The following is a 16,253-nucleotide window of genomic DNA, read 5'->3' as shown; positions in this document are numbered from 1 at the left end:
TAATTACATCGAGCTGTTCTACAACTCATCACGTCGCCACGGCAACAATAATGGGATGTCTCCAGTTCAATATGAAGAGCAGTATTTACGAAAGCTGGCAGCTGTCTAGGAAACTAGGGCCTTGCCAACCTGATCAAAAAAGCTAATAATAGCGTGGTCTGCTTTAGCCACTCTGTAAATATCAAATCGAAGATTGTATCTCTTTCTGAGAGCGTCTACGTCTTTAACTATTTCAATAAGCCTTCCATTACCAAGGTCAGCAGCATGCAGTCTCTTGACCCCAAGCTTTTTTCTAATTCCCTTAACCCTACATTCGGCTGCTGCATCTAAATTGATTTTGCTAGAAAGCACTCCGTAGAGGAGGATAGGTTGATTTTCATCAAAAAGATTTGAGCCCGTATGCCCACTTTCATCCACATAAAAAAACAACCTGACATTTCCCTCGACTACAAATGATTAACGTCGCATTCAGCGGCTGTGTGCAGCAATCTTTTGTTTACTTTACATCTCATTCTTAGCATAAAAATAAAATCTAGGTGCTTGTTGTAAACATTTGTAGCCAACTCATTAAGCTCGTCAATCTGAGTGTTCACGCAATCTGGTAATTCCCATTCGCCTATTAGGTGATCAGGCACAACACTAGCAGATATATGGATGTCCATTATATGCTTTTCGCAGACATCCTTTACGCCCAGTACTCACAAGATTTAGGTCGTCGAGAACTTTAATTGAGTCGACCAAATACTAAGGACCGTGGCTTACTCCCGTATAATCACGTTGAATCTCGGCCATATTGACCTACGCCTACCCCGCCCTCAAATAGACCCGACTCGCGGCTGCCACCCCTTTACTCCACTTCCGATTATGTCGATGTGCATAATCACGAATGGAAGTAACCGACCCAGCACATGCTCCATACTGATTCCCAAATGCCTTAACATGATCCAACCACTTATCTGGATCTATGCCTAATCGATTCACCAATGCAGGCAATTTAGCATCAACAGAACCGCGTTTATCGGAACGGACTAAACGCCCTGTCACATCGACCAAATCGAAATAGTCTTGAAGTGTGAACGGTAGAGCCTGGTGGATATCAATATGTGAACTGCCACTGAACGCCATTAGGGGGGCTTCTGGTAGCTTATCTAACTCAAGTTCCTCTTTTATAGCCCGCTGCTTCTCTATTCGGCCTTCAAGTTTACCGATGTCTTCAACCAAATCTGAATGAGTCTGTGCGTAGTCATAAATACGCTGTTGAATAGAGGTAAAGTCACTGGTCACAACATCAGATTCAATAGCTGCGCGAACAGGGTTAAGGTCTACATACACCATACAGGAGAGCTGTGCAGCCTCATCCAATAGCGCCTGGGACTTAAAACGACCCTCCCAGAAACGCCCTTTAACACCCTCCTCTTCATTAGCCATACGCGCTATGGTTTCATTCACCCCGCGCATAAACCAGCTAATGTCATACAAACGCTCACGCCAAGTCTCAATCAACTCAAGCACACGACCTTCAGGCTCAACATATACTTGCTTGCAGCCAGCCAACCACTGATCAACAAGCGTATGGCCGTTATAGAGCTGCATCCAGCGCTCAACCACCTCCGAGTGAGGCCAACTCTTCGCTCGTTCTGCATCGACATGAAGTACCGTATGGTAATGGTTGTCCATAATCGCATAGGCACACACATCAATAGCGTATACATAAGAGAGAAAGCGTAAACGCGAAACAATCCACTGTTTACGATGATCGAAATTTTCACCCGAAACATGATCAGAGCCACACAAATAAGCACGCCTTACACAGCGAACATAACAGTGGTAATAGGAAGTATCTTCCAGCGAGACCTGTGAAGCGCGAGCAACAGTCATAGCTATACTCCCTCGGACATAATCTTAACGACGCGACGATCAATACAAGTGCGCATAAAACGATTCATCGCAGACTGATCTCCAGATTCATAAAAATCGAGCATCAACTGGTTAAACTCTAACTGACGAGAAGCAGGAAGATTAAGCGCAGGATAACCATTAGATAATAGAATCCCGTTCATCATAAGACGCCCCGTACGCTTGTTCACATCATAAAAGAACTGCTGACGCGCCATGGTAAGAAACACAAAAATTGCGCGATCATATACATCAACAATTTCGCTAGCTGTAGCAACCATCTCTTCAAACAAAGATGATAACAGCGCAGCATCTGGCGGCATGTAGTATGTACCCGCAATGGTTACACCACTAGAGCGGAATTTACCCCACTCTAAAGCCTCTTCTTTACCGGCAACTTCATGGATTGAACATGCAAAATTAGAAGCGAGCTCAAACCCTCCCTCTTTGACTGATTTAAACAAATATCGCCAGGCATTACCTTGATTTAGCGTTATCTGCTGATCAGAGAGAGAGTGACCACCTACCGTTACACCCTCCAAAAGCGTCTGAACTTCAGGTAGCGTAATATTTATACCTTCAAGCAAGACAGAATCATGAACCAAAACACTGACCTCGCGCTGAGCAAGCATTAGCGCCGTTTCCTTATTAGGAATAATAGATTCAATAGAGACTAAGTCAGACATATGAGGATCCATGGATTTATGAGCTCAGAACAAAATAACTCTAGAAAAAATTATTGTCAATTTATGGGTGTCCTATTCTGTTCGAAAGAGGCGTGCCCTTAGAAAAGATCATGTTACGCGGAGGGTGGAGCTCTAAATCAACAGCACTTAAATACTTAGCAAATTGGGTAGACAGTGACTTGGATGTATTTGAAGAGCAGTCTCATTAGAACTGTAAAAGTACAAGACGAAAAAGAAGTGTTTGTAATTTCTTTTCTAAAGTTTTTACAGCCCCCTCCCTAGCCAGCTGTTTAAAACAATCTAAAACACCTTACTTCTAACCAAGCAACTCAATTCAATCATCTGACGCGTGGCCCTTTTGGCGCATTTTCTCAAAAATCTGTATGCATCCGACTTGCTTCAATAGGCTCGTTTATTCTTTTCATCATTGACCCATGCGTTCAAAATGATTTTTGAGGAAAAATTTAAGCGTAAAAAATGAAAACGCATTTCAACCCATGCAGTCGACTACTTTCTTTCCGAATCAATGTCTGCCGCCTTGTTCGTTCACACTTTCTCAAATAAGATAATCTGTTAAACACCACCCCAGACAGGAATGCCTTTCGTTGAACTACCGCGCCGATATACAAATCCTCCGTGGCATAGCCGTTTCAATGGTTTTGCTTTTTCATTTTGGTTTTAGTGCTTTTCAGAGTGGTTTTTTAGGTGTCGATGTATTTTTCGTAATAAGTGGGTTTCTAATGGCCATGCTTTACAAAAAAGGCCATAAAAAAGATTTCTATACCAGGCGGGCCAAGCGCTTGCTACCTGCTTACTTCGCGACGATCATTGCTACTCTAGTCGTTGCTGCAATCGTTACAGTCCCAAGCGATTATTCTCAGGTTAAAGAACAGAGTCTGTTCGCAATCTTTTACTCTTCTAATATCGGCTTTTGGCTACAGAACTCTTATTTCAGCAAAGCCGAATTCAACCCGCTCCTTCACCTTTGGTCTCTAGGTGTAGAGATACAGTTCTACCTATTTGTCCCCTTAGTCGCGTTGATTTATCGATGGAGTAAATCGCTATTTTACTTAGCGCTACTTACAAGTTTAGGTCTATGCTTTCTCGTTGTGATGATATCTCCCAAGACTTCTTTTTTTATGATGCCACTGCGCGCATGGGAGTTTTTACTTGGCTTTGCCGTAGCTAAGTTGCTCGTAAATAACGTGGCCAGAGAGCAGGCAAAAAAGATTAAACCGTTACAAATTCTGTCGCTACTTTTGCTACTTGGGGTACCCTTGATTCCTGTAGACGGGCAAAGCCTATCAATTATCTTTGGTCACCCGGGTAGTTTTGCCTTGATTATTACAGGGGTTACCGCACTAGTCTTAGGAATTGGTTTACCAGAACAACTCACCAAATCTTTTATTGGAAAAACTCTTGAGAAAATAGGTAACTACTCCTATTCAATATATCTCGTGCACTTCCCAGTAATCGTACTAGCAAACTACGAACCTTTCGGGGGCACTATTCTAGCGACGGATACGCTTACATCTTTACTAGTTCAGATAGCTCTCGTCGCCGTACTGTCCATCGCTTGTTATCGAATAGTCGAGAAGATGCGTATAAAAAATACGAACTCGCTTATTGGCATTGGCACTGCGGCGGTTTTAGTTATAGGGATTGCTGGAACTACGATCCAAGAAAACACTTTCACGGAGGAGCAATTGAAGATTTTTGCGGCTTGGGAAGATCGATCACCGTACCGCTGCGGGAAAGTTTTCAGACTCTTGAATCCTAGCGAAAGAATTTGTTCGATTACCGAGAATCCGACTGACGCTCTCAAACCTGTTCTTTTAGTCGGCAATTCACACGCAGACTCTTTAAAAACCGAATTCGCCAATGTCGCCAAAAAGCTCGGGTACGAGACGTTCTTTTATGTGCCCAACGACCCATTAATGAAGGATAGTTCAATCAGAGCCTCGGCCATCATTAACGACGCTAAAGCGCTCCATGCTGAAAAAGTAATTTTACACTTCTCTCCGAACGGAGTTAGCCAGCAAGAATTAATAAGTTTGCTAGAAAACGCCGAGAGAGAACCCAACATTACTGTTTCATTCATCGCACCAGTACCTGTGTACGGCAAACACATACCTAAAGCGCTATATGGCAAATCAATTGGTAATAAAGAAGAATTAACGCAAACGATTGCGGATTATGAGCGCAAAAATTCAGAAGAAATTCTTTTACTCCGAGAACTCCTTGGGCCGAACTTTATAGAGGCGGCAGGAACGTTATGCACTCCTGATTGTGAAATTACAGATGAAGACGGAAAACCTCTATATTTCGACGAAGGGCATCTCACTCTTACTGGAGCAAGGAAACTCTCGAGCGTCTACGAGAAGGCACTAATCATGTGACTATTTAACAACCCGATCTCCAGATCCGGACCCAGTCACAGTCTGCAAAATCAGCTTAAAATACATTCCGAGGGTAAATTCGTTGATCATTCGGCTATCCCATTGAGCGAGCAACGCAGGCGTCGACATGTCAATCTCATTCACTTGCGCCAGGCCGGTAATACCAGGGCGAACATCCAACACGCCTCGTTTTTCACGCTCGGCAATCAATTCTTCCTGATTAAACAAACAAGGCCGAGGGCCGACAAAGCTCATTTCACCCTTAAGCACGTTAATTAACTGCGGCAATTCATCCAGTTTGGTTTTACGCAAGAACGCACCAAGTTTGGTAATGGAGCTTGCCTGCACCAAATGCGTGGCAACCGATTCCGTCGCCACACTCATGGTACGAAACTTAATCAGCTTAAAGGGCTTTTTGCCCTTACCTACCCGCTCCTGAATAAACACCGGCGAACCGGTATCAAACAAGCCAAGCACATACACCATAAGCAAAACAGGCGCACCCACGAGCAAGCCCAAAAGCGCGGCAAAGAAATCAACAAAACGAATAAGGGGGGAGGTCATAAAACAGCAATCAGCCCAATAAGCAGTTGAGAAGGTTTAGGTGAATACCATACACCAATGCCGCGCATGATTGCACTAGCTTCGATTCTTATACCACTCTGCCGTGCGCGCCAAGCCTTGCTCCATCGAATAAGGCGGCTTCCAGCCAAGTGTGTTTTTGGTGTGCTCAATATTGACTTGTAGCGAGCCACACAATCGTTGCTCAATGTCTTTTTTACCAAGCAACTTGCCGGCAAAACCAAGCCAGGAAGGTGGTATAGGCAACAATCTACTTTTCACACCTAAGGCTTTAGCAACACGCTCTAACAATTCGCATGTGGATACGTCCTCATCATCCGATACCAAAAATGTTTGATTCGCACCTGCGGGGTGTTCGATACACACCTTGATCAAATCCACCAAGTTCTCGACATACACCAAAGAGCGTTTGTTATGCCGAATAGCTCCTAAAGGCAACGGAACACCACGAGCAATCCATTTGAGCATAGAAAGAAAGTTGGCTTTTACGCCTGAGCCATAAACCAAGGGCGGGCGGATAATGACGTACTCCATGCCCGTTTCGGCACAGATGGCTTTTAATGCTTCTTCAGCTTTTAATTTTGATACCGAAAATTCGTCTTTAGCATTAACTAAACCACTACTAAAAAAAGGCATTCCAAGCTCAGTACTTTTTCCCAAAACATTAATTGAGCTCAAAAAGACAAACCGCTTCACGCCATTTCTTGCCGCGTGCCTAGCTAGCTCCCTAGTGCCTTCAACGTTTATTTTTTCATAAATTAGATGAGGGCTTTCTAAACTCTCATTCAACACATGCGCACGAGCAGCGCAGTGAATAACAACGCTCTTATCCACTAGAGCATCGTCCCAGCCGCTTCGAGTTGAAAGATCTAAAATCTTAAAGTCCTGATCTTTAGGCATGAGCTTGCGGACTGAAGGAGTTATACAACAAGTATCTTCCAATGCCTTATATATGGCTTGACCAATAAAACCATTTGCTCCCGTAAGTAAAATATTCATCGAAAGACTAAGAACCTATCGATGGAAAGTTTTATAAATTACAAGCACTAACAATACGCTCATTAATCGCATTCACATCGAACTTTTTCTCTGCCATCTCGCGACTTCTCAACCTCATGTCATGGAACAGGTTCGGATTTTGGTGTAACTCCAAGATTTTTGACGCCAACGCTTCGTGACTATAAGGTTCAACCAAAAAACCGTTATATCCATCTATTACTGTTTCTCTGCAACCGGGGACATCGGTTGTGACAATCGGCAACCCAGAAGCTAAAGCCTCCAAGGTACTCCTTGGCGTACCTTCCCGATATGAAGGTAGAACAAATACATCTGCCTCCTCTAAAAGGCCTCTTACATCTGGTACAGTGCCCTCGTACCGAACAACACCATCACTCACTGCTTTATTTACGCTGGCGATGCCTATGCTGTTTGGATTATCGTCAAGACCTCCAACCAGGATTATCTCTATGTTTTCAGGCCTCAAGAGATATGCCGCGTCAAGTAACTCTCGGATACCTTTATCTTTAAGGAGACGACCAATAAACAATACTTTGGTACACCCTCCTTTACGAACGGATTTGTCAGGGTTGAATTTAAAGAATGAGAGATTTACTCCTGATCCATTCAGTAGCACGGCTTTATTGCTATTGACCATTTTGGATTCGGCAAATACTTTTAAGTCATCTTTGTTCTGAAAAAAAACAACCGTGTTCACCCACAAAGATACTCGATATAACAGTTTTACTATTGTCTTAAGAGCTTTCGCTTTAAGAGAGTTATCCGTAAAGACATACCCTAAACCCGTGATGTTCGAAGAAATTACCGGGACGCCAGCCAATTTTGCCGCTAGTGAGGCATAAATTACTGGTTTTATGGTGTAGTTCAATACAGCATAAGGACGATAAGATCTAAATGTTTTATAGAGTTCACGACCCAATCTAAGTTCCGCGAATACATCTAAACCTTGGCGAGAAAGACTAATTGCTACATGCTCAACACCCATCTCATTCAGCTGGTTTGCGACGCTTTCGTCTTCGGGTGATAAAGAGCAGGAACTTGGACACAAAACAACAACTCTGTACCCTCTTGACTGAAGCAATGCAATTAATTCGGATCTAAAATTAATTACTGTGAACAGAGTATTCGCGACTATAAAAACCGTCTTGGGTGAGGATGTTGACATGGTTGCCTTGCTATCTACCTTGATTCTAAATACTGCAATAAGCTTGTGAAAAACAGCTTCCAATCAATTCGTTGATGCTCACTTAGCGATGCTATCAATCTTTCTTTTTCGGCATACAAATCCTGTACTTGAATTGGAGCGTCCATAGCTCCCGAAAACAGCAGCTTACAATTATTCCTCCCATCCCAACAAATATTCGTCGGCATCCCCATAGAGTGCTCGTATGCCCCAAATGTGGCGTCCAGAGTTAACCAACTGCCATTAATATTGATCTTGAGAAAATTGTGGTAGTCAAAAACATCTCTGCCGAGACTGGCTAAGTCCCGAGGCAAATATTGCTCTAGGCACTTTAGGTTAACCTTCACGCAATAGCGTTGGACTTGATACCCCGAAAGCTCCAAAAGTCGCGCCAAAACTGAGTGTTTAGTTGAACAAGTCCCATAACCGAGCGTAAACAAACTCTCATCACTGCGCTCTCCCACTAATCCGTAACGCATATTTGCCACAAGGTGAAACAAGCTTATCGCGATCTCTGTGTTCACGACGAAAAATCCTTCAGGCTCTTTTGGAATAATTACCTTTGACGCTAAACAAGTAAAATTTGGCGGCAATCAACGCTAAAAAAACCAAGAGATAAAAAGCAAAAACCAAAACCTCGGCTACTTCGCCTAAGCCAAGCAGCACTGTAAGGACGTAAACAAACAGAAACCCCTCAAAACTTAGTAAGTGCAGAGTCAGCTCTTTTAACAAATTTCGCTTAGCTACCGAATCACTTGATTCGCCCTTTACTAGTTCCAGTTTGTTAAACAACATCGCTCTGTAGTAGTTATTTTTAACAGAAAGAATTTGGCTGACGATAATTCCACCAAATGCACCTATATATAAAAAGTGATCTGCTTCATAACGCATATATGCTGACGCGCATGCACCGACGAAGTAAAGTGGGTAAAGAATTGAGTGGATCATGTAATCCCAGTACGCTCCATTTATGGAAAACTTTTGAGTGTATCTGGCTACATCCCCATCACATAGGTCAAAAATAATGTGCAACCGCCATAAAACGTAACCTGCGAACACAAAAATGGGCTCTGGATTCAAAAAGCATAACCCTCCGATGAACCCTACGAAGAAAAAAAGACCGGTTACTTGGTTGGCAGACAAGCCCAAATTAATGAAAAGCCAACTGAAATAAATAGAAAAACGAGAAGCGAAAAAGTGCAACCGTCTATTTGATAGATCATTTTTTCTAGCGCAAGACGTGCGCACCTCGGCTAACGAAATCATAACAAGCCCTTATATTTATCACTGTATTGTGTCTGAACCTTATCCCAAGAATGCTTTGTTATCACTGATCGCAAAATATCTCGGTCGACATCTTCATCAAAACTCGCGATACATGACTCCAACGAACTCGCTAATTGCTCGGCGTTAGCCGGACAAACTACAAACCTGTAACTAGGAAGAATAGACTCTACACACCCGACTTTCGTCACAACCACCTTGCAACCACAAGCCATCGCTTCAAGCAGGACTTTCGGAAACCCTTCAGATACTGACGACAAAACAAAAATTTCACTCTCATTGTACAGAGCCAACAATTCTTCTTGCCCTTTATGACCAATCAAACTAACTTCGTTCTCTACTCCAAGCTGGCTAGCCAACTCCTCTAGACTTTCTCTAAGCGCGCCTTCTCCAACGAGAATTAGTTTGTAATCAGAAAACTGCGAGCCTTGCTTTGTCATCAAAGCATATGCCTCTATCAGATACTTAAAGCCTTTCTCATCTTTCAAACTGCCAACAGCAATTATCTTTTTTTCTCGCGATAAGTCTTTATCGTTGAAAAAATCGGTGTCTACGCCGTTATAGGTGTTTACGATTTTATCTTCTCCATGAACCGCTACCAACACCTCCCGCATATCAGGGGAAATGATAAAAACCTGATCGAACACGAACGCACCCATGCGATAAAGTCTCGAAGCTTTTATTCTATGAAAATCCGTTCCATGAAATGTAATGCATACCCTTTTTCGCAAAACCCATGCATAAAACGCAATCGGCCAAAACATGGGGGAATGGATGTGTACGATGTCGAAACGCCTGGTTAACATCAAAAACAGACTCACACTAGAAAAGCTTATAATCCTGTACAAGCGATTCAATATAAACCAGATCCTCCTGAAAGCAGTCGCATTTCTTGGTCTAGGCTCGCTGATAAACGCAGCTTCAACCAGTTCAGTGCTATGAGGAAGAGGAAGCCTTTCTTCGCTTGTAGAAGGTGCTAAAAAAACGGTTTTGGTATCTTCTGCTCCACATACCTTATATGGGTGAAGTCCCATTCCCGGCCTAACCACTGTTGGAAAAGTACTGACTCGAAGCACATTAATAGTCACCGCGATACCGACTCCATATAGGTATCTAGGCTCAGCAACATCCATACGACCATTGGGTTATACGCACTATCTCTAAAACACTTGTCTACTGCATTTGTTATCCCGGTCGAAGAAAAAATACCTGAAGAAACGAGTGGGCCATTTACCAGCTTTTCTTTTAAATGTCGCTCCCCCATCTTTCCGAGCACCTGTTTTATGGGCACAGGGAAACCCATTTTTTTTCTATAAAGAATATTCGAGGATAGTTTGGGCTCGAAAGCCTTTTTAAGAATATACTTCGGGGTATCAAAACGTTCCGAAATATCAGAACCACAAAGCCCCCACGCATCTTTAATATTAACGTCATCTCGCCATTTGAGCTTATATTTCTCAGGAATGGTGAAAGCGAACTCTACAAGTCTATGATCAACAAACGGCACTCTCGCCTCTACGCTCGCACCCATTGTTGTAGCATCGACCCTTTGCAACAACCCTGGCAAATGTAACTTCTCAAACGCATACATCATCTGAGTTGCATAAGAAAATTTACTCGTTCGTTCAAACAAAGCTTCGAATGGAAGATCGGCCTTATGATTAAGCTCTGAGAAATCTATGTCCGAGCTAAACAAGCTTTCAGTGATTTCGTTTGGTACGTATTTGTAGAGAAATTTGAAATGCTCGATTCGACTGGAGAATGTGTGCTTTCCATACTTCTTTAAGAAGCTCTCGGTATTCCTTTGCTCGTTTGACGCCAGAACCTCATAATCATCCGCAGATCTAAAAAGCCGACCATATCCTCCGAAAATCTCGTCTGCACCTTCGCCGGACAAAACGACCGTAACTTTCTTTTTCAGCTCCTTCGACATCAAAAACAAAGGAACCTCATTTGGTACGCCTAGCGGTGCATCCTTTACCCTCACAACTTCTCTCATGTTGTCGATATAATCAGCAAGGGAAACCAATATCTCTTGATGCTCTGTGGAATACTGTTCTGCGACTTCATGAGCGAACGAAAACTCGTTAAAGCGCTCATCAGAAAAACCGATCGTGAACGTTTTGACAGACTCCCTAGATAGCCCCGCCATTTGCGCGACCACAGCACTAGAATCAACGCCGCCAGAAAGGTAGGCCCCGACGGGAACATCTGCAATCGTTCTGTACTTGACAGCCGACTGAAACAACTCGGTTAACCGCTTTAGATAGTACTCCTCACCTAGGTCTTGCGACTGTTGAGCTATAAACTCATCACAATCCCAATAACACGAAATCTTTATGTCAGACCCTTTTGCCTCGAGATAATGGCCAGGCGGTAACTGCTGAATGCCTGTTAAAAAGCTTTTATCTGTCAACGGATAGCGGTAGGAAAAGAACCGGGCAAAAGCCACTTCATCGAAGTCATACGAAATCTCACCAAGTGCGACCAATGACTTCACTTCAGAGGAAAATAAGAACCCATGTGCGCTTTGAGTATAAAAAAAGGGCTTAATGCCTAACCGATCTCTCGCTGCAAAAAAGCTTTTGTCGCGCTTATCATAGATAACGAACGCGAACATACCGATCAACTTATCGAGAAAACGCTTTCCGTAACAATGGAAGCCATTCAACAACACTTCGGTATCGCAGTTTGACTTAAAGCGGTAACCCTTTTCTTGAAGCCCTTCTCGTAGCTCAACAAAGTTGTAGATCTCACCATTAAAAACAATAACCAGCGAACCATCTTCACTTTGCATCGGCTGATGGCCCGAAGCGGAAAGATCTAGAATACTTAAGCGCCTATGACCAAAATAAAACTGATCAATAGCTTCAATACCTGAGTCGTCAGGCCCCCGATGGGACATTAAAGACAAAGAATTTTCAAAAACTTGCCGACTACAAACCGCTGAAGGACTAACAAGAAAACCACACAAAACTATTACCCTGTTTAAAGACTGTCACTTCGGATCTTTAAGAGAACCTCGTTGAGTAATGTAGATGAAACACCTTTCGTATAAGGGAAATAAACGATTTTTACGCCAACTGACTTAAACTGCTCATCAAACTCCTTCCACTTATCAGATGCAAACCAATCATCGCCAACAAACATCACGTCAAAACGCAATTTCTCCCACATTTCAAACTTGTTCATTGAAGATTGAGGTATAGCTGCATCTACATATTGATTAGCCCGCACAATCTCTAGGCGTTCCTCAAACGGGATTACAGCTTTTTTGTTTTTGTAGGAGACCAACTCATCAGTTGTAACCCCAACTACCAATTTGTCACACATGGCTCGGGCATTTCTTAACAAGTTCAGATGCCCTATATGAAAAAGATCATAAACACCTGACGTATATCCAACTATCATTTTAACCTCTCTAGAAATTCTATTTTCTGACTCTCGCCACTCTTCCAGCGAAACTTTATTTTAACTAGCTTCTGAATAACAAATCTCAACACCAAAAAGACAATACAACAATATGCCATGCCGACTAATGAGCTAATCCACGGAGGAAAGAGTGCGCCTAGCAAAAAGAACCATATAATTGCGCGGGATAAACCTGTGTCACCATTCATCCTATTAAAGTAGACAATAAAAAAGAACAAGAAAGATAGATAAATAAAATAGAAAACTGAGTGAAGTGGAGCGATTACAAACCACGAAAAAAACGATAAATTTGTTACGGAGTGCCCTACAACCCTATTGCTATGATCAAACATTTCCGTACCGAGAACCCAGGTCCCCATTTCAAGAGCGCGACCACCATTCACGAGAACCTGATAAATGTTTCCGAAGAGTCCTTCATACCAGAATGGCGCGAACATTCCTGCATCAAAACCTTCTCTCAGCATTTCTCCGTGAGCAAGTGTATGAGCGAACAAACCAGTCAACTCAAGCCTTCCAACTATCTGCTGAATTGAAAGCAAATAAAGCTCTAAAATATTGCTGTCGGCCAAGCTACTTATAAATGCAGCCACAAAATCACCTTCACCTCCCCTAATTACCCATTTCGCAGTCAAAATAAAGGGGTACAAGGTGGCAACACCAATCACAGCCATGACTACTTTGGATAAGGTTAACTTCCTCTTACTATATAGAAGATAACCGCCAATAAAGATTAAGAGTAGGAGCACTCCGGACCAGCCTCTAATTATGGAGCTTGCCGCATAGGTTAAAAAATTGGCTTTAAAATATTTCGAATGCGAATAGTGCGCGCATGACAATATGAAGATCAAATCTGGAGGGAAGAATATCCAGAAATACTTAAACGGGGAACTAACTTCGGATTCGCGCCCTGCCATGTTGGCATCATTATTCAAACAAAAAATGATAAAAAGTATATTTAACCCCGTCATCAACAGATTGAAAAACGTACCGACGTCTACCGATTCTCTTTGCACCGGCTTAACTAAATAAACAAGCTTTAACCTGTTTGCGCTCTGGAAGCAAAAAACCATGAAAAATAGGTGAATAGCTGCTATGCAGATAAAACTCACTAATAATAAGTCAGGCCTGTCGAAAACGCGCCCTTTAAGATCCCCCATCATAAGACCAGTTGAAGCCGTATAGCTTGCACTCCAAATGTTGCAGAACAGAATTAAAGCTAGCCAATAATAGTGGTAAGGAACCTTATAGAGAGAAAGCTTCATTGGAGTCTTCTTTTAATCGTAATTAATCGAGATAAAAAAGGTATTGCAAGATCAAACTGCGATAGAAAAACTACAATAGAACGGAAGTGTGATTGAAGTAGATGCGACTCGATACTCTGAGATATCTCCTTTGACAAGCTTCTATCTACACGTATCGCTGATACTAGGCACTCATACAAGCACTTCGCTGTCGCACACTTTATCGAACCCTCTAGCCCGAATCCTGCTTCAGAAGCTAAACTTTTATAAGCCCGCTGGTATGATAAATACCGGCTTTTAATCTCTTCATAGGGTCTTATTCGATCTCTGTTACTTTGAGACATTGATCCGCTCGATAAAACTCGATATGCAGCCATCGGCTCAGGCAGGTATAGAGCGCCTCCGCGCATACTGCACAAAGCCTGAATAAAAGAGTCACCAACTGGGGCGTCGGATATGAACCAATCAGGAAACGGAATCAGTTTATCTTTTCTTAGAAACAGGGATGGAGAGGGCATGTAGGCGCCTAACCCTTTTATGACCTTGTCTGCCGGAATTATTCTTTCTTCTTTAAAATAGAAATTCCTTGTGCCAACTATTGCTTGATTAGCAATTTTGACGGCGGGATGAAAACATAGATCTACATTCGGATTTCGTCGCAGTGCATCATACTGTTTTTGAAGTTTGTTTTCGTCTACCCAATAATCATCGCCTTCACAATAGGCAATAAACTCGCCCCTAGCCCTTTCGAAAACGTCCATGAAGTTTTTGTGTCCACCAACATTAACGGATCGAACTATCGGGACTACAACTTCGGGATATTTAGCCGCAATCTCCTGAACAATTTTAGCGGTGTTGTCCGGCGAGCAATCCTCCCCAACAATTAGTTCAAATCTGAAATTGGTCTTTTGATTGACGATACTTTCAAGGCACTGCTCGATATACTGTTCTTGATTATATGTAACAACACAAACGCTAACGACTACCTCACCTTGCACTTACAATTTCCCCTCTAGCTTTCCATCGGCGCAACGCCGCTCGCACATTACTTGAAGCAATCCCCCCCACAATTAACGCGCAAAAAGCCATAACTGCTAGCCCCAGAAAAAGAACTAAACGATTGCTAGTTTCAAAGTCAATCAATGACAAAAAATACAATGAAGCACCAACAGCAGCCAGTATCAAAGAAGTATCAACCGTAAACCAGCTAAGATTAAGATCCTGGAAAAAGCGCATGTGCACCCAGGGAAGCCAAAATAAAAACAATACAAAATTCGACACGAACCATACCCATGCAGCCCCCATTGCCCCATACTCTTTCGTGGCCCAAATTACCAAAGGTAAAAGTACGGCTAAGAACAGCATATTGCCATATAGATGCATCTTCACATCTCCCTTGGCAAATTGCATGTAATAGGGGAAGGCGGCAACAACTAGCACTCCATTACCAAGCCCATAGATCCTTAGGATATCTGCTGAATTAGCCACCACATCTGGATTTCCTGTCCATACCCATAGCAACTCATCCGCGAAGAAGAAAATCAAAAACGTTAGGACTCCACTGACAATCGCTGCGAATTGAGTTGCACCTCTATACATGGCAATAAATCCCTCATGATCTCCTTTAGCTTCCAGATTAGCTAGACGAGGCATCAACACCGAAGCAATTGGGCCGCTTAAAACTAATATCCCACTGGCCGCGAGAACAGCTAGAGAATAGTAACCATAATCGCCTAAAGACATTAGGTTCGAAAGCACCAACTTATCTGTTTGCGTAACCAAAACCCAAACTATCGATGTGAAGGCGATACTGAGTGAAAACTTAATAGAAGCCTTAATTGGTTGAAATGACAATCGTCCCACATACCAAGCTCGTCCATCAGCTTTTGGCATAATACTGTTAGCACAAAGAAATAGCACCAAAAACTCTAAAACTGCGGCAATTAACTGGAAGGAGAAATAAGTGACCGGATCAGCACTTATAAACATGATTACGGGCAATACAACAACAAACCTTAATGTTGCAAAACCCGAATTAAGAAATGACAACAGAACGATCTTTTCGGCACCATTGATGACACCGCGAAACAACCCGCCTAACCATCGCAAGGCAATAATCGCCCCCATCACGACAATACAAAAAGCAACATCATCCAAAGGCAGCGTTGCCACATTAAGCCAGTTTTGCGCTAACGTACTAGACGAGAACCAAACACCAACAAAGATGCAACACGCAACACACAGAAACAAGAGACTAAAGGACCTAACGAGCAACGCATAATTTTCAGAACAACAACTTCCCCCTCTAAAACGCGCCGATTCTCTCATTACCGTCGGAGTCAAACCCATGTCTAGAAGCGTAAACCACGCGGTTAACATGGTAAAAAAACCAATAAGACCGTACGCTTCGGCTCCCATGTAGTCGATGTAGACAGGAAGAATAAGGATTCCTATCAAAGACGAGTAAATTTGATTCGCATAGCTCGCGATTAAGTTTGCTTTTACGCTCATTGCACTATCGCTACCGCCAGCT

Annotated in this window: 16 protein-coding genes; 2 read left to right on the top strand and 14 right to left on the bottom strand. The window is 42.8% G+C overall.

Going from position 1 to position 16,253, the window contains the following annotated elements:
* Positions 1-109: IS3 family transposase (locus XMM383_RS08910; RefSeq protein WP_173495030.1), on the top strand; the 109-nt coding region annotated here is incomplete at its 5' end.
* Here XMM383_RS08910 and XMM383_RS08905 read toward each other — a convergent pair.
* The 3 genes from XMM383_RS08905 to XMM383_RS08895 all read right to left on the bottom strand — a co-directional run bounded on the left by XMM383_RS08905 (position 106) and on the right by XMM383_RS08895 (position 2,582).
* Positions 106-417, bottom strand: a complete 312-nt coding sequence (locus tag XMM383_RS08905; RefSeq protein ID WP_173495029.1) for a hypothetical protein — start codon at positions 415-417, stop codon at positions 106-108. The two genes, XMM383_RS08910 and XMM383_RS08905, sit on opposite strands and share 4 nt — an antisense overlap.
* 387 nt (positions 418-804) lie before the next feature.
* Positions 805-1,878: a transposase gene (locus tag XMM383_RS08900; RefSeq protein WP_217363631.1), complete on the bottom strand. Its 1,074-nt coding sequence runs from the start codon at positions 1,876-1,878 to the stop codon at positions 805-807.
* Between the two features lie 2 nt (positions 1,879-1,880).
* A complete protein-coding gene (locus XMM383_RS08895; protein ID WP_173495028.1) occupies positions 1,881-2,582 on the bottom strand; it encodes a Fic family protein in 702 nt (233 codons plus the stop codon).
* Between the two features lie 605 nt (positions 2,583-3,187).
* Here XMM383_RS08895 and XMM383_RS08890 point away from each other — a divergent pair.
* Complete coding sequence (locus tag XMM383_RS08890; RefSeq protein WP_173495027.1) at positions 3,188-4,981, top strand: acyltransferase family protein; 1,794 nt, start codon at positions 3,188-3,190, stop codon at positions 4,979-4,981.
* On the opposite strand, the gene XMM383_RS08885 is transcribed toward XMM383_RS08890, so the two are convergent.
* The 11 genes from XMM383_RS08885 to XMM383_RS08835 form a co-directional block, all read right to left on the bottom strand.
* Positions 4,982-5,545, bottom strand: a complete 564-nt coding sequence (locus tag XMM383_RS08885; RefSeq protein WP_173495026.1) for a sugar transferase — start codon at positions 5,543-5,545, stop codon at positions 4,982-4,984. It lies immediately after the preceding gene.
* A gap of 75 nt (positions 5,546-5,620) precedes the next feature.
* Entirely contained in the window at positions 5,621-6,562 is a 942-nt protein-coding gene (locus XMM383_RS08880) for an SDR family oxidoreductase (protein WP_173495025.1), read from the bottom strand.
* Positions 6,563-6,593: 31 nt separating this feature from the next.
* Positions 6,594-7,745, bottom strand: a complete 1,152-nt coding sequence (locus tag XMM383_RS08875) for a glycosyltransferase family 4 protein (protein ID WP_254443121.1) — start codon at positions 7,743-7,745, stop codon at positions 6,594-6,596.
* A gap of 14 nt (positions 7,746-7,759) precedes the next feature.
* Positions 7,760-8,287 carry a hypothetical protein gene (locus tag XMM383_RS08870; RefSeq protein WP_173495023.1) on the bottom strand — a complete coding sequence of 176 codons (528 nt, stop codon included), beginning with the start codon at positions 8,285-8,287 and terminating at the stop codon, positions 7,760-7,762.
* 13 nt (positions 8,288-8,300) lie between these two features.
* The gene (locus XMM383_RS08865) at positions 8,301-9,029 is read right to left on the bottom strand and encodes a CDP-alcohol phosphatidyltransferase family protein (RefSeq protein WP_173495022.1); all 729 of its coding nucleotides are present in this window, start codon (positions 9,027-9,029) and stop codon (positions 8,301-8,303) included.
* Entirely contained in the window at positions 9,026-10,135 is a 1,110-nt protein-coding gene (locus XMM383_RS08860; protein ID WP_173495021.1) for a glycosyltransferase family 4 protein, read from the bottom strand. Before XMM383_RS08860 ends, XMM383_RS08865 begins: the two co-directional genes overlap by 4 nt.
* Entirely contained in the window at positions 10,132-12,021 is a 1,890-nt protein-coding gene (asnB, locus tag XMM383_RS08855; protein ID WP_173495020.1) for an asparagine synthase (glutamine-hydrolyzing), read from the bottom strand. Before asnB ends, XMM383_RS08860 begins: the two co-directional genes overlap by 4 nt.
* Before the next feature lie 14 nt (positions 12,022-12,035).
* Positions 12,036-12,458, bottom strand: a complete 423-nt coding sequence (locus tag XMM383_RS08850) for an adenylyltransferase/cytidyltransferase family protein (RefSeq protein WP_173495019.1) — start codon at positions 12,456-12,458, stop codon at positions 12,036-12,038.
* Positions 12,455-13,741 (bottom strand): oligosaccharide repeat unit polymerase, encoded by a 1,287-nt coding sequence (gene wzy / locus XMM383_RS08845; RefSeq protein WP_173495018.1) that lies wholly within the window; start codon positions 13,739-13,741, stop codon positions 12,455-12,457. Before wzy ends, XMM383_RS08850 begins: the two co-directional genes overlap by 4 nt.
* A complete protein-coding gene (locus XMM383_RS08840) occupies positions 13,738-14,718 on the bottom strand; it encodes a glycosyltransferase (protein ID WP_173495017.1) in 981 nt (326 codons plus the stop codon). The genes wzy and XMM383_RS08840 overlap by 4 nt, the downstream gene beginning before the upstream one ends.
* A complete protein-coding gene (locus XMM383_RS08835; RefSeq protein ID WP_173495016.1) occupies positions 14,708-16,231 on the bottom strand; it encodes a lipopolysaccharide biosynthesis protein in 1,524 nt (507 codons plus the stop codon). The genes XMM383_RS08840 and XMM383_RS08835 overlap by 11 nt, the downstream gene beginning before the upstream one ends.
* Positions 16,232-16,253 lie beyond the last annotated feature (22 nt).

It is taken from the genome of Marinobacterium sp. xm-m-383, assembly GCF_013283255.1.
GTDB lineage: Bacteria > Pseudomonadota > Gammaproteobacteria > Pseudomonadales > Balneatricaceae > Marinobacterium_E.
This window is presented reverse-complemented; position numbering and strand designations above follow the sequence as displayed.